The sequence below is a fragment of the Actinoplanes sp. NPDC021490 genome (assembly GCF_055562135.1).
The window spans coordinates 1-16657 of record NZ_JBVHFW010000031.1 but is presented as its reverse complement, the minus strand read 5'-3'; the positions used below and the strand labels follow the sequence as shown (position 1 = coordinate 16657).

The 16657-nt window shown below is 71.7% G+C and carries 15 protein-coding genes; 10 read left to right on the top strand and 5 right to left on the bottom strand.

Going from position 1 to position 16657, the window contains the following annotated elements; translation table 11 throughout:
• Window positions 1-32: 32 nt before the first annotated feature.
• Window positions 33-689 (top strand): hypothetical protein, encoded by a 657-nt coding sequence (locus ACZ3I4_RS47020; RefSeq protein ID WP_465388694.1) that lies wholly within the window; start codon window positions 33-35, stop codon window positions 687-689.
• A 46-nt stretch (window positions 690-735) separates the two neighbouring features.
• On the opposite strand, the gene ACZ3I4_RS47015 is transcribed toward ACZ3I4_RS47020, so the two are convergent.
• Entirely contained in the window at window positions 736-1452 is a 717-nt protein-coding gene (locus tag ACZ3I4_RS47015) for an SDR family NAD(P)-dependent oxidoreductase (protein ID WP_465388693.1), read from the bottom strand.
• A 448-nt stretch (window positions 1453-1900) separates the two neighbouring features.
• On the opposite strand from ACZ3I4_RS47015, the gene ACZ3I4_RS47010 reads away from it, so the two are divergent.
• On the top strand, window positions 1901-4348 hold the full coding sequence (locus ACZ3I4_RS47010; protein ID WP_465388692.1) for a glycoside hydrolase family 94 protein: 2448 nt from the start codon (window positions 1901-1903) through the stop codon (window positions 4346-4348).
• A 116-nt stretch (window positions 4349-4464) separates the two neighbouring features.
• Window positions 4465-5256: a polysaccharide deacetylase family protein gene (locus ACZ3I4_RS47005; protein WP_465388691.1), complete on the top strand. Its 792-nt coding sequence runs from the start codon at window positions 4465-4467 to the stop codon at window positions 5254-5256.
• A gap of 11 nt (window positions 5257-5267) precedes the next feature.
• Here the strand turns inward: ACZ3I4_RS47005 and ACZ3I4_RS47000 are convergent, their stop codons facing one another.
• Window positions 5268-6383 carry a serine hydrolase domain-containing protein gene (locus ACZ3I4_RS47000; protein WP_465388690.1) on the bottom strand — a complete coding sequence of 372 codons (1116 nt, stop codon included), beginning with the start codon at window positions 6381-6383 and terminating at the stop codon, window positions 5268-5270.
• Window positions 6384-6486: 103 nt separating this feature from the next.
• Window positions 6487-7539, bottom strand: coding sequence for an alpha/beta fold hydrolase (locus ACZ3I4_RS46995; protein WP_465388689.1), 1053 nt, complete (start codon window positions 7537-7539; stop codon window positions 6487-6489).
• Between the two features lie 56 nt (window positions 7540-7595).
• On the opposite strand from ACZ3I4_RS46995, the gene ACZ3I4_RS46990 reads away from it, so the two are divergent.
• The 4 genes from ACZ3I4_RS46990 (at window position 7596) to ACZ3I4_RS46975 (ending at window position 10594) form a co-directional block, all read left to right on the top strand.
• A complete protein-coding gene (locus tag ACZ3I4_RS46990) occupies window positions 7596-8330 on the top strand; it encodes an SDR family oxidoreductase (RefSeq protein ID WP_465388688.1) in 735 nt (244 codons plus the stop codon).
• Window positions 8330-9220: an alpha/beta hydrolase gene (locus ACZ3I4_RS46985; RefSeq protein ID WP_465388687.1), complete on the top strand. Its 891-nt coding sequence runs from the start codon at window positions 8330-8332 to the stop codon at window positions 9218-9220. Before ACZ3I4_RS46990 ends, ACZ3I4_RS46985 begins: the two co-directional genes overlap by 1 nt.
• 88 nt (window positions 9221-9308) lie before the next feature.
• A complete protein-coding gene (locus ACZ3I4_RS46980) occupies window positions 9309-9962 on the top strand; it encodes a DUF4142 domain-containing protein (RefSeq protein WP_465388686.1) in 654 nt (217 codons plus the stop codon).
• Window positions 9962-10594: a class F sortase gene (locus ACZ3I4_RS46975; protein ID WP_465388685.1), complete on the top strand. Its 633-nt coding sequence runs from the start codon at window positions 9962-9964 to the stop codon at window positions 10592-10594. Before ACZ3I4_RS46980 ends, ACZ3I4_RS46975 begins: the two co-directional genes overlap by 1 nt.
• On the opposite strand, the gene ACZ3I4_RS46970 is transcribed toward ACZ3I4_RS46975, so the two are convergent.
• Window positions 10591-11925, bottom strand: a complete 1335-nt coding sequence (locus ACZ3I4_RS46970; protein WP_465388684.1) for a macro domain-containing protein — start codon at window positions 11923-11925, stop codon at window positions 10591-10593. The genes ACZ3I4_RS46975 and ACZ3I4_RS46970 overlap by 4 nt on opposite strands.
• Before the next feature lie 199 nt (window positions 11926-12124).
• On the opposite strand from ACZ3I4_RS46970, the gene ACZ3I4_RS46965 reads away from it, so the two are divergent.
• The gene (locus tag ACZ3I4_RS46965; protein ID WP_465388683.1) at window positions 12125-13918 is read left to right on the top strand and encodes a hypothetical protein; all 1794 of its coding nucleotides are present in this window, start codon (window positions 12125-12127) and stop codon (window positions 13916-13918) included.
• Entirely contained in the window at window positions 13915-14586 is a 672-nt protein-coding gene (locus tag ACZ3I4_RS46960; protein WP_465388682.1) for a TIR domain-containing protein, read from the top strand. The genes ACZ3I4_RS46965 and ACZ3I4_RS46960 overlap by 4 nt, the downstream gene beginning before the upstream one ends.
• A gap of 22 nt (window positions 14587-14608) precedes the next feature.
• On the opposite strand, the gene ACZ3I4_RS46955 is transcribed toward ACZ3I4_RS46960, so the two are convergent.
• Window positions 14609-15112: a hypothetical protein gene (locus ACZ3I4_RS46955; RefSeq protein WP_465388681.1), complete on the bottom strand. Its 504-nt coding sequence runs from the start codon at window positions 15110-15112 to the stop codon at window positions 14609-14611.
• 198 nt (window positions 15113-15310) lie between these two features.
• Between ACZ3I4_RS46955 and ACZ3I4_RS46950 the strand changes: the two genes are divergently transcribed.
• Entirely contained in the window at window positions 15311-16516 is a 1206-nt protein-coding gene (locus ACZ3I4_RS46950) for a calcium-binding protein (RefSeq protein ID WP_465388680.1), read from the top strand.
• Window positions 16517-16657 lie beyond the last annotated feature (141 nt).

Genomic DNA, 16657 nt, shown 5'->3' with positions numbered 1-16657 from the left:
TGGGGACGTCCCTCCCCGTAAGGAGTCTGCACGTGCGTATTCGTCGCCTCGCCGTCGCTGCCGCCCTCGTCGTCGCCGTGACCGGCTCGGCCGTTGCCACCACCACCGTCGCCGCGTCGGCGGCCAAGCCGGGCACCGCGCCGGTCAGTTCGAAACCGGCCGCCAAGCCGACCAAGCCGACTACTGAGCCGACCAAGCCGACTGGCAAGCCGACCAAGCCGGCTCCCAAACCGACCAAGCCGGCCCCCAAACCGACCAAGCCGGCCCCCAAACCGACCAAGCCGGCCCCCAAGCCTGCCAAGGTCGCGTTCGCCGCCAACGGCGTCGTCGCCTCCGTCGACAAGGCCGCCGGCACGGTCACCGTGACGACCAAGGCCGGGACCAAGACCGTCAAGGCCACCACCGTCACGATCACCGTCCCCGCGGGCACCCGGATCGTGCTCAACGGAGCCGGCAGGACGCTGGCCGACCTCGCGGCCGGCTACCGCATCACGGTCACCGGCACCCGGGCCGGCACGGTCTACACCGCCAAGCACATCTCGGCCACCCGCACCAAGGCCACGCCCAAGCCGGCCCCGACTCCCACACCGGCTCCCACGACGCCGGCTCCCGAGCCGGAGGACACGACCACTCCGGTTCCCGGCGACACGGTGACGCCCGAGCCGGCTCCGACGGCCCCGGCCGCCTGACCGCTCCGCCGGCGTAGCGGTCCCGCGCTACGCCGGCGTCGGCGGTTCAGAACCCGGGCACGCCGGTGAGGCGGGCCAGCTCCGCGAGCAGTTCGTCCTGGAAGCGGGGTTCGACGGCCGCCGGGTGCGGTTCGTGGCGCTGCTGGTGATACCAGTAGCCGCCGGTGGTCAACGCCTGCGGATCGTCGCTGGTGGCCAGCCATTCCTGCGTGAGGTGCCCGAGCCGCAGATCGTCGGGGGCGCCCGGCCCGCCCATCCGGGTCGGCACCCAGCCCGGGTCGACCGCGTTGCTGAGCACCTCGGGCCACAACCGGGCCACCGCGAGGGCGAGCGTGGTGACGAAGAGCTTGCTGTCGGAGTACGAGCCGCGCCCGCGCAGCGCCCGCACGTCGTCCCGGCCGCCGCGGTGCATGCCGCTGGTCAGATAGATGAGCCGGCGCGGACGCTCGATCAGCGCCGTGAGCAGGTACGGCGCGACGACGTTGACCGCCATGATCTGACCGCCGGTGTAGACGCCGGCGTTGTAGATCACCGCGTCGAGCGGGCCCAGCCGGTTGACCTGGTCGGCTGCCGCCCTCGTCTGGCCGGGGTCGGCCAGGTCGCCGGTGACGGTGGCCGCGCCCCGGTCGATCAGGTCACCGACGGCGCCCAGCCGCTGCTCGCTGCGGGCGTGGACGACGACCTTGTGACCCTGGCCGAGCAGGACGTCGGCGGTGGCCCGGCCCAGCCCGTCGGCCGAACCGGTGATGAAGACGTGTGCCATGTGATCCAGTCTCCGCCATCCCGCCGGGCCGGACCGGGATGGCCGCGGCCCTGATCAGCCGCGGTCGGCGCGCCTCGTACATCCAGTGGGATCGGCTTTGGTGAAACCCCGGCCGGCGAGACGTTCGACCGCGACCAGACCTTTTCCCGTACGCCATCCCGGGCCGCCGAAATCGGGGTAGGCCCAGCGTCGCGGGCCGCGGGCGTGGACCTGCGGCCGCCGGGCCATGGCGGGGTCGTCGTCGACCGGTGGCGCCCCCGGTCGACGCTCACGTTCAACGCGTTCCTCGGCGGTGACTTCGCAACGTGCTCGGGTGCGAGCGGCCCGCGCACCAAAGTGGGGGCTCGCCAGTGAGTGATGTCACACATACCATGGCGTAGCGAGCGGGGCGTGGCGGCTGACGTGGGCTGTGCTGTGGGAGCGCTCCCATAAAGTCTAGGAGGACCGGTTGCGCTACGGACACTTCGACGATGAGCGGCGTGAGTACGTCATCGAGCGGCCCGACACGCCGCTGCCCTGGATCAACTATCTGGGCACCGAGGCGTACTTCGGCATCGTCTCCAACACCGCGGGCGGGTATTCGTTCTATCGCGACGCCAAGCTGCGCCGGCTCACCCGCTACCGGTACAACAACGCGCCGTACGACCTGGGCGGCCGGTATCTGTACGTGCGCGACGACGCCACCGGGGACTTCTGGTCGCCGTCCTGGCAGCCGACACGCAGCGAACTCGACGACTACGAGTGCCGGCACGGTCTGTCGTACACCCGGATCGCCTCCGCGCGGGGCGGGATCCGGGCCGAGACGCTGTATTTCGTGCCGCTGGGAGAGACGCTCGAGGTGTGGCGCGTACGGGTCACCAACGAGCGTGACACCCCGGCCGAGCTGTCGCTGTTCTCGTCGGTCGAGTTCTGCCTGTGGGACGCGCAGGACGACGCCACGAACTTCCAGCGCAACTTCTCCACCGGCCAGGTCGAGGTCGACGGGTCCGTGATCTATCACAAGACCGAGTACCGGGAGCGGCGCGACCACTTCGCGTACTTCGCCTGCTCCGAACAGCCGGACGGCTTCGACACCCAGCGCGAGGCCTTCCTGGGCGCCTACCGCGGCTGGGACCGGCCGCTGGCCGTCGAGCGCGGCGAGGCCTCCGGGTCGGTCGCGCACGGGTGGGCGCCGATCGGGAGTCACCACGTACGGCTGGGCCTGGCTCCCGGCGAGACCCGAGAGATCAACTTCGTGCTCGGGTACGCCGAGAACCCGCGCGACGACAAGTTCGACCCGCCCGGCTCGCAGACCCTCAACAAGCGGCACGTACGCCCGGTGATCGAGCGCTGGCTGCAGCCCGGGACGGTCGCCGAGGGCTTCGCCGCGCTGAACGCCGACTGGGACCGGCTGCTCGGCGGGCTGCACGTGACAACCCCGGACGCGGACACCGACCGGATGGTCAACGTCTGGAACGCGTACCAGAACATGATGACCTTCAACCTGAGCCGGTCGGCCTCGTTCTACGAATCCGGGATCGGCCGGGGCATGGGGTTCCGCGACTCCAACCAGGACCTGCTGGGCTTCGTCCACATGGTGCCGGAGCGGGCGCGCGAGCGGATCCTCGACATCGCGGCCACCCAGATGGCGACCGGCGGGGCGTACCACCAATATCAGCCGCTGACCAAGCGCGGGAACAACGACATCGGCGACGGCTTCAACGACGACCCGCTGTGGCTGGTGCTCGGCGTGTCCGCGTACGTCAAGGAGACCGGCGACGAGTCCATCCTCGACACCCCGGTGCCGTTCGACAACGAACCCGGCAGCGAGGAGCCGCTGTACGAGCATCTGCGCCGGTCGCTGCGCTACACCCAGGAGCGGCTGGGCCCGCACGGCCTGCCGCTGATCGGGCGGGCCGACTGGAACGACTGCCTCAACCTCAACTGCTTCTCCGACACGCCGGGCGAGCCGTTCCAGACGACCGAGAACGTCACCGGGGGTACAGCCGAATCGGTCTTCATCGCCGGGCAGTTCGTGCTGGCCGCCAAGGAGCTGGCCGCAATCGCCGGGCGGCGCGGGCTCGACGCCGAAGCGGCCGAATACCGCGCCGCGGCCGAGAAGATGACCGGCGTCATCGTCGAGCACGGATGGGACGGCGCCTGGTTCCGCCGGGCGTACGACTTCAACGGCAACCCGGTCGGCTCGGGCGAGAACGACGAGGGGCAGATCTTCATCGAGCCGCAGGGCATGTGCGTGCTCGGCGGGGTCGGCCTCGACGACGGGCTGGCCGCGCAGGCGCTCGACAGCGTGGCCGAACGGCTGGCCACCCCGCACGGGATCGTCCTGCAGCAGCCGGCGTACTCGGACTACCACATCGAACTGGGCGAGATCTCGTCGTATCCGCCCGGCTACAAGGAGAACGCCGGCATCTTCTGCCACACCAACCCGTGGATCATGATTGCCGAGGCGATGAACGGGAACGGGGACCGCGCCTTCGACTACTACCGCCGGATCAACCCGTCGGCCCGCGAGGGAATCAGCGAGGTGCACCGCTGCGAGCCGTACGTCTACGCGCAGATGATCGCGGGCCGGGACGCGCCGACGCACGGCGAGGCCAAGAACTCGTGGCTCACCGGCACGGCGGCGTGGAACTACGTCGCGATCACCCAGTGGATCCTCGGCCTCCGCCCCGAACTGGACGGTCTGCGCGTGGACCCGGTGCTGCCGGCGGACTGGTCCGGCTTCACGGCCACGCGCGCCTTCCGGGGAGCGACCTACGAGATCACCGTACGCAAGGAGCCGGGCGTGACCGGCCGGGTCGCGTACCTGCTTGTGGACGGCGAGCGGGTCGACGGCACGATGGCGCCGCTCGCGCCGGCCGGGGCGGTGGTCCGGGTCGAAGCCGTCGTCGCCTGACGCCGGCTCTCCTACTTACGGCCGAGCCGCGGGACAGCGGAAACCTGTCCCGCGGCCGAGGCGCGCCCCTCCCATGATCAATCAGGCTGCGAGCCGGTGACTTTCATGGGGGATAGATGCTGACTCGACGGGCAATACTGCGCGGAACCCTGCTCGCGGCGGGCGGTGCGGCGACCGCCTTCGCCGGCGGCGACCAGGTGAAACACTGGCTCGGCTGGGACCGGCCGCCGCTCGGGGGTGGGTACGCCTCGGCGGCCGACGACCTCGGTGTGGTCGCGCACGGCGGCGTGCACATCCACTACTTCCGGCCGACCACCGAGAAACTGGTCGCGCTGACCTTCGACGACGGGCCGCTGCCGGACTACACACCGCGGTTTCTCGACGTGCTCGACGAGGCCCGGGTGCCGGCCACGTTCTTCCTGGTCGGCCGGCACCTCGAGCAGCACGCCGACCTGGTCCGCGACCGCCTCGACCGGCACGACGTCGGCAACCATTCCTGGTCGCACGACGACCTGGCCACCCTCGACCTGGCCGGCGCCCGCCGCGAGCTGGAACGCACCCATGAGGCCATCAAGCGGCACACCGGCCGGGAGGCGACGCTGATGCGACCCCCGTACGGGCATCTCGGTGGTTCGACCGTGCTGGCCGCCGACGCCATGGGCTACGACATCGCGCTGTGGTCGCACCAGATGCGCGAGCGCAAGTTCGCCGACGACCCCGCGGCGCAGGCCAAGGACCTGATCGACACCGTACGCCCGGGATCGATCGTGCTGGCCCACGATGCGGGGGACAAGCGCCGCCTGGTCGCCCTGGCGGCCCTGCCCGCGCTGATCACCGGCCTGCAGGACCGCGGCTACCGCTTCGTGACCGTCTCGGAACTGCTGACCAGCGAGCCGGCCGCCGTATAGCCGGCCTCGGTCTAGCGGCAGAGCGCGGTGTCCAGCGACTGGTCCAGGTGCTCGGCCGCCGAGGCCCGGGCGACCATCGAGTTGACCGCGATCGACGCCGCCTTGCCCGAAGACGCCACGCCGACGTAGGTGACGTAGCCGGGTGCGATGCCGCCGTGGGTCCAGGCGAACCCGCCGCAGCTCAGGTTGAAGGTGGCGAGGCCGAGGCCGTACCGGGAGCCGCCGACCGTGTCGAAGCCGGGCGCGTCCACCGTCTTCTTCATCTCGGCCAGCTCGGCCGGCTTCAGCAGCTTGCCGCCGAGCAGCCCGACCAGGAATTTGTTGATGTCGCCGGGCGTGCCGATCAGGGCGCCCGCCGCCCAGCCGGCCGACGGCTCCGACTCGGTGATGTCGACGGGCTCGCCCTCGGCCGCGGGGAAGTAGCCGCGCGGGTGGGCGCCCCGGATCGTCGTCTCGCCGTCGGCCGGCCAGTACGTGCGCCGCAGCCCAAGCGGCTCGATGATGCGCCGGGTGATCTGCTCGCCGACCGGGCGGCCGGTGACCTTCTGCACGATCAGCCCGGCCAGGATGTAGTTGGTGTTGGCGTACTCGAACTTTTCCCCGGGCCGGGATTCCGGCGCCCGGGCCAGCGCCACCTTCAGCAGGTCGTGCGGCTCGTAGTAGGTGTGCAGCGAGTTGAGGAAGTCGGCGAACAGCTCGTCGTCGTAGTCGAGCAGGCCGCTGGTCTGCTGCAGCAGCTGCCGCACGGTGATCTGCCGGCCGTCGATGCCCCCGGCGCCGCGGACCAGACCCGGCAGGTACGTCTCGACCGGCTCGTCCAGCCCGATCTTGCCCTCGCCGACGAGCTGGAGGACCACCGTGGCGGTGAACATCTTGGTGTTGCTGGCGATCCGGACCCGGGCGTCGGCCGGCATCTTCGCCCCGGTCCGCAGGTCGCCGAGGCCGGCCGCGTAGTTGCGTACCCGCCCGTCGGCCTGCCGGACCGAGGCGCTGGCGCCGGGGAACCCGTCCACGTTGACCAGGCTGTTCAAGCTTCGCTGCACGGCGTCCCCCGAAGAGGCCGACGCCGCGGTGCCCCCGGCCGCGATACTGCCGAGGGCGACCAGCGAGGTGAGGGTCTTGAGCATCGGTTTCTCCCTGTGCTGCGGTGTGAGCCGGACACCGCCAAGCCTGCCGTCAGGGAGTGGTCGAGATCGATCCCGCTGTCGCTACGAAGCGGGGTACAGCCCGCTATACCTTGAGGAGTTCGAGCAGCTCGGCGGTGACCTCGGCCGGACGCTCGACGTGCGGCGAGTGGCCGCAGTTGTCGTAGACGACCTCGCGGAAGCTGCCCCCGTTGGCGGCGTACCGCTGGAACACCGCGCGGGTCTGCCCGACCATCGGCTGGGGCGGGCAGGCGTCGGTGCCCGGCCAGCCGGGCACGACGTCGAGCGAGCCCAGGTAGGCCAGGTCGAACAGCGAGGTGTCGGAGACGATGGCGTCGCGGTCGCCGCGGACCCAGACGATCGGCGGCTTGGAGGCGGCGCCGGCCAGGGCCTCGGCCACGTTGAAGTAGTTGGGCGCCATGGTGTTGAGCACGCCGCGGCTGCCCGGCCCGATTCCCGGCCAGCTCTCCACCGCGATGGCGTCACCCGGGTAGTTGTCCTCGCCGATCGCCGTGCTCAGCACCGTGTCCAGCAGCAGTTGCTCGTCCTCGCCGAGCGACGCCGGGTCGGCCACGTACGCGCCCCGCAGCACCGACAACGGGCTGGTCGGGGCGTCGGCGCTGCGGTCACCGGCCTGGATGCGGGCCACGAAGTCCGGGTTGGCCGCCCCGCCGCCGGTGCCCGCGAAGTCGCCGGTGGTCGGCGTGCCGTCGAGGTCGCGGGTGCCGCCGAAGCCGTACGGGCTGACCGGGGCCTCCAGCAGCACCGAGGAGAACCGGCCCGGGTGCTCGATGAGCAGGTGCATCGCCACGCCGCAGCCCATCGAGTGGGCGACCAGCACGACCGGGCCCTCCTGCGGAAACAGGCTGCGGTCGTCGAGCAGGGCGGCCACGTCGTCGGCGAAGTCGCGCAGGCCGCGGGTCGCGTCGACCGGGGCGGTGTCGGTGCGCCCGTACCCGCGCAGGTCCGGGGCGACGACCCGGATGCCCCCGGGAAGGCGCCGGACCAGCGGCAGCCAGAACCCGGCGGACGAGCAGTTGCCGTGCACCAGCAGCACCGGTGTCCCGTCCTCGGGGCCTCCCACCAGCACGTTCTGGGTGATGCCACGGGCCTGAACGCGAAGATCACGGGTCTCCATCGGCTGATCGTGACACAAACTGGCCGGGGACGGACCCGCCGTCATAGGTTCGGATCATGACGACGAGACGAGTGGTCGCGCTCGACCTGTCCGGACGGACAGCGATGGTGACCGGAGCCGCGAGCGGGATCGGGCGGGCCTGCGCCGAGCGGCTGGCCGAGGCCGGGGCCGAGGTGCTGGCCGTGGACATCGACGAGGCGGCCGCGTTCCGGGCCGACCTCTCCGACCCCGACGCGGCCGACTCCCTCCCCGCGAACGTCGACGTGCTGGTCAACAACGCCGGCCTGCAGTTCGTGGCGCCGCTGCCCGAGTTCCCGCCCGAGCGCTTCGCGCACCTCCAGCGGGTCATGGTCGAGGCGCCGTTCCGTCTGGCCCGGCGGGTGCTGCCGCACATGTACGAGCGCGGCTGGGGCCGGATCGTCAACATCTCGTCGGTGCACGGGCTGATCGCCTCGCCCTACAAATCGGCCTACGTGACGGCCAAGCACGGACTCGAGGGCCTCTCCAAGACCATCGCGCTCGAGGGGGCCGCCCACGGCGTCACCTCCAACTGCGTCAACCCGGCCTTCGTACGCACCCCGCTGGTCGACAAGCAGATCGCCGACCAGGCCGCGGCCCACGGCATCGAGGAGTCCGAGGTGATCGAAAAGATCATGCTCGAGCGGACGGCGATCAAACGGCTGATCACGCCCGAGGAGGTGGCCGAGCTGGTGGCGTACCTCTGCACCCCGATGGCCGACCTGATCACCGGCGCGTCGATCGCGCTCGACGGCGGATGGACGGCGCACTGATGACCTCCTCGCTGGTTCCCGAGGAGTTCGAGGTTCCCGTACGCGGGGGCACGCTGCGCGTCTGCCGCTGGCCCGGCGATGGCCCGGTCGTGCTGGCCGCGCACGGCATCACCGCCAACGCCCTCGCCTTCGCCCCGCTGGCCGCCGAGCTCGCCGGGCGGGTCCAGCTGGTCGCCCCCGACCTGCGCGGACGGGCCCGCAGCAACCACCTGCCCGGCCCGTACGGCATGGCCGCGCACGTGGCCGACCTGATCGCCGTGGCCGACCACCTCGGGCTGGACCGGGTGCCCCTGGCCGGCCATTCGATGGGCGGGTTCGTGGTGGCCGCGACGGCCGCCGCCCATCCCGGCCGGGTCAGCGGCGTGCTCCTGATCGACGGGGGCGTCGCGATTCCCGTCCCGCCCGGCGCCGACGTCGACGAGGTGCTGACCGCCGTGATCGGCCCGGCCATGCGGCGGCTCGAGATGACGTTCGCCGGCGAACAGGCGTACCTGGACTTCTTCCGCGCTCATCCCGCGCTCCGCGACGACTGGTCGCCCGCCGTGGCCGCCTACGTCCGGCGCGATCTGGCCGGCACGCGTTCCTCCTGCTCGATCGAGGCGGTCCGCGCCGATGCCGCCGACACGTTGATCGACCGGGTCACCGTCGACGCTGTCCACCGCCTGAGCGGCCCGGCCCGGCTGATGTGGGCCGAGCGCGGCCTGCAGAACGAGACCCCCGGCCTGTACGACAAGGACCGCCTCGCCGCGGCCGGGCTGGACCCGGCCCGGATCACCGTCGAGCACGTGCCGGAGGCCAACCACTACACGATCCTGTTCGACGCCCGGGCCGTGCGACGGGTCGCCGGCCGGGTCATCGAGCTGGCCCATGGCCCCGCGGGGCCAACTTAGAGAGTTGCGTCGGTTTCTGCGTCGATCCAACGCGTGGCCGAGAAGTCGCCGGGTATGCGGCCGTTCTCCACAACGGAAGGACGACAAAATGTCGATCAAGCGAGCCGTCCTCGTGCTCGGAGTCGCGAGCCTGCTGCTGGTCCCGGCCACCGCCGCCCAGGCCGCACCCTCGGACCAGGACGCCGCCTACCTGAAGGCGGCCCACCAGTCCAACCTGGCCGAGATCGCCGGCGGCCGGATCGCCCAGCAGAAGGGGCAGAGTCAGCAGGTCAAGGACCTGGGCGCCCGATTCGTGGCCGACCACACCAAGCTCGACGCCGCCCTCCGGCAGACCGCCTCGGCCCTCGATGTCGACCTGCCCTCGGCGCCCAACGCGGAGCAGCAGTCGATCGCGGCGCGCTACCGGGCGTCCTCCGGTGACGACTTCGACGCGCTGTTCGTGTCGACGCAGATGGACGCCCATATGAAGGCCATGAACCTGGGCCGGACCGAGATCTCCCAGGGCAGCGACGCCCAGGCCAAGAAGGTGGCGCAGAACGCCGCCCCGGTCATCGCGTCGCACCACAGCGCCCTGGAGGACGCCGGCCGTTCGCTCGGCGTGCCCGACTCGATCAGCAGCGGTACGGGCGGACAAGCGGCCCACTCGGCGTTCACCACACCGGTGATCGGGCTGCTCGCGGCCGGTTTCCTGCTGCTGCTCGCGGCGGCCGGGCTGCTCCGGCGGCGCCGGACCGTGCGCTGATGACCCCCTCGGGCGGCCGGCGCGTCGCGGGCTGGACGGCTTTCGCCGCCGGCCTCGGCACGTCGGCGCTCGGCGTGGTCCTCGCGGTCCAGTCGGCTCAGCCCCCGGCCGATGCGGGCACGGTCCCCGTCGCCGCCGTCCCTCCGGCCTCGCCGTCGCCGTCCCCGGCCGCGTCCACTTCCGCCCCCGCTCTGAACTGGGCCGCGCCGACCCGGCTGGCGATCGGGTCGCTGCGCGTGCAGGCCCCCGTCGACCCGGTCGGCGTACGGCCCGGCCGGGAACTCGCCATCCCCGACGACCCGCGGCGCCTGGGCTGGTGGATCGGCTCGGCCACGCCCGGATCGGCGCGCGGCACCGTGCTGCTGGCCGGCCACGTCGACACCGCCCGTCAGGGCCCGGGTGCGCTGTTCCGGCTGGAAGAGATGGCGATGGGAAACCACATCCGGGTGCAGGCGGCCGGGCGGACGACGACCTACCGGGCCGTGGCCCGTCGCAGCTACGACAAGCAGAAGCTGCCCGCCGACCTGTTCGACCCAGCCACCGGCCCCCGGCTGGCCCTGGTGACCTGCGGCGGAACGTTCCACGACGGCGCCTACAGCCACAACGTGGTCGTCTACGCCGAGCCGATCTAGAGATCGAGCCTGCGGAGATCCACCCGTTCCAGCTCGGCCGGGCGCAGCACGATGCGCAGCTCCGGGCAGATCCGCGCCGACCGGCTCCGGCCGGCGAACGAAGTGATCAGCAGCCGCAGCAGTTCCTCCGTGCCGGCTCCGTCTATCCGTGACAGTCCGGAGCCGACCAGCGGCACGGCGACCGGCCGGAGCTGGCCGTGCCGCCGCACCGCCTCCCACAGCCGGTCCAGGCCGTGGGCCAGATTGGGCAGCGTCGAGCGGGCCACCAGGTCGTTGCCCATCCGGCTGTACGCCACCGCGAACAGGCACCGGTCGTCCGGGCGCAGGACGACCACGGTGCCCAGCGGGTAGCGCACGAGTTTGCCCCGGCGTTTGCCCGCCCGGGTCTCCCGCGACTCCGGCGCGACGTCACGCAACGCCGCCCGCAACCGGCGGTCGAGCGCGGCCCGGTCGCCGCCGAACAGTTCCCGCATGGCCGCCGCCTGCAGGGACCGGTCGTTGATCACCAGGTCGTCGGTGGTGTCCGTGTCGAAGGTGTCGCTGAACCCGACCACCAGGTGCGCGTCCCGCTCGGCGAACAGATCCCCGGCCACGACGACAATCGTGGCGGGCACGGTGCCGCCGGTCGTGAGCCGCAGCAGACCGCGCTGCTGCCGGTAACCGGCGCGGACGGCCGCGACCCGGCGGCCCAGTTCGGCGTCGCCCGGCCGGTCGAACGTCTCCGCGACCTCGAGCGCCTCGTCCAGCCGGCCCAGTTCCCGATAGCAGTCGATCAGCTCGAGAACCGAGCTCCGGCGCAGCTCGGACAGGCCCTCGATCACCGGCCGCGCGAACGGCAGATGCTCGGCCGCGGCGAACGGCCGGCCACGCCAGAGCGACAACGCCTCCCGCAGCAGCGCGGCCGCGGTGACCGCATCGGCCCGCCCGGCTCGCGCGATCAGCCCCCGGAAACGCACGAAGTCGATCCGGTCCGGCGCGAGGCGGAGCCGATACGCCGTCCGCCCGTCCCTGAGCTGCTCGACCTCGGAGTGGGCCGGTTTGGTGCCGGGCGGATCGAGAGCCCGCCGGATCTCCAGAATCGCCTTCTGCACAGCCGTCCGCTCCTCGCGGCGCACCACCCGGCCCGGCGCATCCCACACGTCCACGAACAACGTCTCCACCGGCACCGGCTCGCCGCCGGCCGTGGCCAGCCGCAGCAGCACGGCCATGGCCAGCGGCCGCAAGGCCCGCGGCACCCCGCCGGCCGTCAGGGTGGCCGGCCCGAGCGCGGCCAGCCGGGGAAGCGGATCGGAAGCGTCCGGGAAGCGGTCGGGGCCTTTATCGGGAAGCATCGGCGGGCTTTCCTGTGAGGCGGTCGAGTGACCGGACCTGGTGGTGACGATACCGGCGTGGTCCTGTCCGTCAGGAACCAATGGAGAGCAGTGCGAATCAGTGACGACAGATGCGAATGCCTCAATGACGCGGCAGCGTCCCCGATGGTCGCGTCCGGCCGCAAGTCGTCCTCGTGCCGCTCCGGGTGAAGGGGTGGCGATGACTCTGGACAAGCCTGTAGCCGCGGAGCCGGAACCCATCGGGTTCGAGCCGGTGGATCACGAGCCGATGACCTACGAGCCCGCGGATCACGGGCCCCGGCCGGTGGTCGACACGGATCCGACGCAGTGGCTTTGTGGTGCCGTCTACGTCGATGCCGACCTGCGTCGCTTCGTCCTGGGCATGTTCCTCGGTGCCCGGCTCCGCGCGTGGCCGCCGAACTACGGCCTCGACACGACGGCCGTGGTGCGGCACGCCTGGCGGGCCCGGCGCTGGACCCGGTGGCGGGACGTGGTGCTCTGCCTGACCTTGCTCAGTGCCGTCGCGGTTCTCGTGGCGCGCTGGGTGAGCCGTGGCGCCCTGCTGCCGGTGGCCGGGCTCGTCGCCGTGATCATCCTGATGGTCCTGGTCCAGCGGATCCTGCGATGGCGCAAAGTCGCGCTCCGGACGGCCTTCCAATGGTTGCGCAAGCGCGGCCGATCGGCTCGCCGGCTCGCAACGCTGACCGGACTCGCACTGGTGGCCGCGGCGGTGCTGTCCGGATACGGGATCGTGCGCGGGGCCGAGTCCGGAGACGGTGTCGTGGTGGGGGCCGCCGCGCTGCTGACGATCCTGATCGGCACCTTGGACGGCTTCGTGGCGGTCGGGCGGGCGCGACGTTACCTGCCGCCCGAGCGCGAGCGCGAGGCGCCGCCCAAGTGGACGGCGCTCCGGGACGAGGCGCCTCCCCTGCCCGCCCGCCTCGAGCGGCGCCTGAGCACCCTCGAGGACCACGACAACCGGCCCGGGCCGGACGAAGATCTGGGCCGGGTTCTCGTCTACGACCTGACGACCCGGCGCCGGACGTTCGTCAACAACACGTTCGTTGGCAGCGGCGAGTCCCTCGGCCTGTTCGAGATCAATGTTGACGTGTCCCAGGGCAAGTGTGGCCTCGACGGCGAGCGCCGCGCCCCCCGGCCGGTCGACGTCGAGAAACTGCACCATGCCGTCGCGGCCGCCGCGAGACGTCAGGGCGCCGCCGACCTGTGGTGCGGCTTCCGGATGTACGTCGACGACTCGAAGCTCTCCAGCAAGCTCCTCCCCAAGGAGTCGGGACCGCCCGTCGTCAAGCAGGAGATGGGCGTTCTCATGCAACGCCTGCGCCGGCCGATCCCGGGCGAGCGGACCTACCTGTGCGTCCAGCTGCCCCTGGAACACTGGAACCACCGCATCGTCCTGACGCTGTTCGTCCGGGCCGGCCTCAAGGGCGAGCACCTCATCGTGCACAACGACATCCTGGTCCTGCCCGGCCCGTTGGTCGACGGTCGCGAGTGGCCGCGCCTGCCGACCGACGTCTGGACCCACTGCGCCGTCGCGCTGCGTCTGGGCACGACCCGGATCTGGGACGCCGCGGCCCGGAGCCCCGCACGACTCCTGAGGGATGCCGGCGTGCTCGTACGGGACCTGTGGCGCCATCTGGTCCTGCGCGAGCAGATCCGGCACCAGCGCAAGCCCGTTCACGGCGCCGTCTACTCCATCCGCGAGAAGCTCGCCGAGGGCGCGGTCATCGTCCACCCCGACGCCGTGCAGGACATCAACGGCGCGATTGCCTTCCTCATGCTGCTCCTGCGCAACGGCCTGCGGGAATACCTGGACAGCCGGGACATCGACACCTCGGCGCTGGAGGACGACATCAAGAAAGTGATCAACAACCAGCAGACCAAGATCGAAGAGTTGCACGCCAAGAACGTCACCTTCGGCGACCACAGCCACGCGGGCGACACCCAGAAGCAGAGCGGAGGTGAGAAGTCGTGACCGGGAACCGGGAGTTCCACATCGGAAGGGTCGACGCCAAGAGCGTCGGCTTCGGGGACTACTCCAATATCGGTGATCACGTGGGGGAGGAGAAAGCGGGCCGGACCACGCCGTCGAACGAGCTTGCGCGCAACGTGTTCGTCATTCACGGGCGGGACGACGAGGCTCGCAAGGCCATCTTCGGGTTCCTGCTGGCGCTGCGCCTGAACCCGCTCGACTGGGAGCAGCTGGTCTCGTCGATGAGGTCGGCCGCGCCGACTCTGGGGGAGGTCGTGGCCAGCGCGCCCCGACAGGCGCAGGCCGTGGTGGCGTTGCTGACCCCGGACGACGTCGTCCGCCTGCATCCGGCGCTGCGCGGGGACGGCGACACCGCGGCCGACCGGCTGGCCGGCTGTCAGCCGCGGCCCAACGTCTTCCTGGAGCTTGGCATGGCCCTCGCGCTTCAGCCCAAGCGCACGATCATCCTGCAGGCGGGCCTGATGCGCGAGACCGCCGACCTGGCCGGGCTCAACTACATCCGGGTCGACGGCACGATGCTGTGGCGCAACAAGGTGGCGCAGCGGTTGGCGGACGCCGGCTGCCCGGTCGACCGCACCGGTGGGGACTGGCTGGACCCCACCCGCTTCGCCGGCCTCGGCGCGTTCCGGCGTACGGCCGAGGACGTCTGACCGCCGGGGGAGCGCTGGTGGATCAGCGCTCCCAGACCGCCGCGGATTCCTTGTCGAGCTGGGGCACCCAGCCCAGGGCCATCGGGCGGGCGGCGGTCTTGGGGAAGGTCAGCTTGAGGGAGCCGGTGCCGGGCTCGAAGCGTACGGGCTGGGTCTGCTTGGGGTCGTTCTCCCAGCCCTCGAGATCGTAGAGCGTGAACATCGCCGGGTCGATCGTGAAGGGACGCTCGGCCTTGACCGAGAACGCGACCTTGGCCGAGGTGGCGGCGTAGTCGGCGGAGGTCAGCGTGACCGTGGCGACCTTGGCCGCGCCCTTCTTGACGGTGACGACCCGGCCGGACTGCGAGTAGGAGAGACCCTTGTCGGCCGCCTTGACGGCCGGAAGCGACGGCTTCGGCGCGGGCGCGGCGATCACCGGGGCCGGCGCGGCCACCGCGGGACGTTCCTGAGCAGCGGCTGTCCCGGCGACGGCGGCCACCGCGCCGGCGACGCCGACGACGATCAACGACACGATGGACTTCTTCATGCAGGCAACTCCCGGAATTGGCGGTGCAGTCTCGCAGGGTAACGGATGGGGACACCTCCACGGTTCCGCACCGACCCGAATCGGGTGAATTCTCCGATTAATTCCTGGTGCCGAGCCGATCGATGCTGGTCCCTCGAGTGCTCTCGAAGTCAAGGCTTATGATCTCGCGCCTGAGGGCTGGCACATGGGGGAGGAACAATGCGCAAGGTCTGGTGGACGGGCGCCGGCGTGGCCGCGGTGGCCGCGGTCGGGGTCGGCATCGTCGTGATGCCCGCCGACGCGGCGGTGGTGCCGGGGATCGCCTCGATCGCGGGCACGCTGGTGCAGTACAAGGCGGCCGAGATGCAGGCGACCAAGGTCAACAACAATGTGGTCGTCACCCGGTCGGGGCTCACCGTCACCATCGACGACGTGGTCGCGATCAAGGCGGGCACCGGCTGCGTGCTGGTCAGCGGCGACAAGACCAAGGCCCGCTGCACCACGAAGTCGACGGCCACGCGGGTCGCGATCTACACCTACGAGGGCAACGACGTCATCGTCAACCGGAGCGACCTGTCGATGACCGCGTACGGCGGCTACGGCAGCGACAAGATCACCCGCGGGCCCCGCGCCGACATCCTGGAGGGCGACCCGATCGCCGGCAACGGCCCCGGCAACGACGCCCTCTGGGGGCTCGGCGGCAACGACCGGATGCTGGGCGGGGGCGGCAACGACGCGCTGTCCGGCGGCGACGGCGACGACGCGATGTTCGGCGAGGCCGGCGTCGGCGGGGATCCGGCCATCGGCGCCGACCGGCTCTACGGCGGCAACGGCAACGACTCGCTGCGCGGCGGACCCAGCGGCGACCACCTGTACGGCGGGCCGGGCAACGACGGCCTCTACGGCGAACGCGGCCGCGACCTGCTCGACGGGGGCAGCGGCAACGACGGGCTGAGCGGCGAGTTCACGGCGGCCGAGGTCGACACCGACGTGCTGCGCGGCGGTCCCGGTCGCGATTCCGTCGACTACTCGAGCCACACCAAGCCGGTGACCGTCGACCTGGACGGGTCGGCCGACGACGGCCAGAGCGGCGAACGCGACCTGGTCGGCGCGGACATCGAGGACATCGAGGGCGGCCGGGGCAACGACCTGATCGTCGGCAGCGCGGCGGCCAACGTGATCTGGGGCGGCGCCGGCAACGACGTCATCCGCGGCGGCGCCGGCTCCGACGACCTCAGCGGCGACGACGGCCGCGACAAGCTGTACGGCGAGGCCGGCGACGACTTCGTCCGGGGCTGGGACGGCATCGACACCCACACCACGGACACCATCGACGGCGGTGCGAACGCCACCGCGGACGGCGACCAGTGCGGGCACGACGCCGACGACATCCTGGTCGGTTGCGAGAGGCCGATCCTCTCCTGATCACCGGGCGGGGGCGGCCCCCCCCGGGGGGGGGGGGGCCGGGGGGGCCCCGCCCGAGAGATGCCAACCCCAGGGCGGGGCCGGCCCCCGCCGCGGGGGGGGCCCACCGGCCCGCCGAACGCGCCGGGGGGGGCGGGCGGG

Bases quoted from the DNA above. Each gene is read 5' to 3' on its own strand.
- ACZ3I4_RS47015 (WP_465388693.1), bottom strand. From the start codon at position 1,452: ATGGCACACGTCTTCATCACCGGTTCGGCCGACGGGCTGGGCCGGGCC.
- ACZ3I4_RS47005 (WP_465388691.1), top strand. From the start codon at position 4,465: ATGCTGACTCGACGGGCAATACTGCGCGGAACCCTGCTCGCGGCGGGC.
- ACZ3I4_RS47000 (WP_465388690.1), bottom strand. From the start codon at position 6,383: ATGCTCAAGACCCTCACCTCGCTGGTCGCCCTCGGCAGTATCGCGGCC.
- ACZ3I4_RS46995 (WP_465388689.1), bottom strand. From the start codon at position 7,539: ATGGAGACCCGTGATCTTCGCGTTCAGGCCCGTGGCATCACCCAGAAC.
- ACZ3I4_RS46990 (WP_465388688.1), top strand. From the start codon at position 7,596: ATGACGACGAGACGAGTGGTCGCGCTCGACCTGTCCGGACGGACAGCG.
- ACZ3I4_RS46985 (WP_465388687.1), top strand. From the start codon at position 8,330: ATGACCTCCTCGCTGGTTCCCGAGGAGTTCGAGGTTCCCGTACGCGGG.
- ACZ3I4_RS46980 (WP_465388686.1), top strand. From the start codon at position 9,309: ATGTCGATCAAGCGAGCCGTCCTCGTGCTCGGAGTCGCGAGCCTGCTG.
- ACZ3I4_RS46975 (WP_465388685.1), top strand. From the start codon at position 9,962: ATGACCCCCTCGGGCGGCCGGCGCGTCGCGGGCTGGACGGCTTTCGCC.
- ACZ3I4_RS46970 (WP_465388684.1), bottom strand. From the start codon at position 11,925: ATGCTTCCCGATAAAGGCCCCGACCGCTTCCCGGACGCTTCCGATCCG.
- ACZ3I4_RS46965 (WP_465388683.1), top strand. From the start codon at position 12,125: ATGACTCTGGACAAGCCTGTAGCCGCGGAGCCGGAACCCATCGGGTTC.
- ACZ3I4_RS46955 (WP_465388681.1), bottom strand. From the start codon at position 15,112: ATGAAGAAGTCCATCGTGTCGTTGATCGTCGTCGGCGTCGCCGGCGCG.
- ACZ3I4_RS46950 (WP_465388680.1), top strand. From the start codon at position 15,311: ATGCGCAAGGTCTGGTGGACGGGCGCCGGCGTGGCCGCGGTGGCCGCG.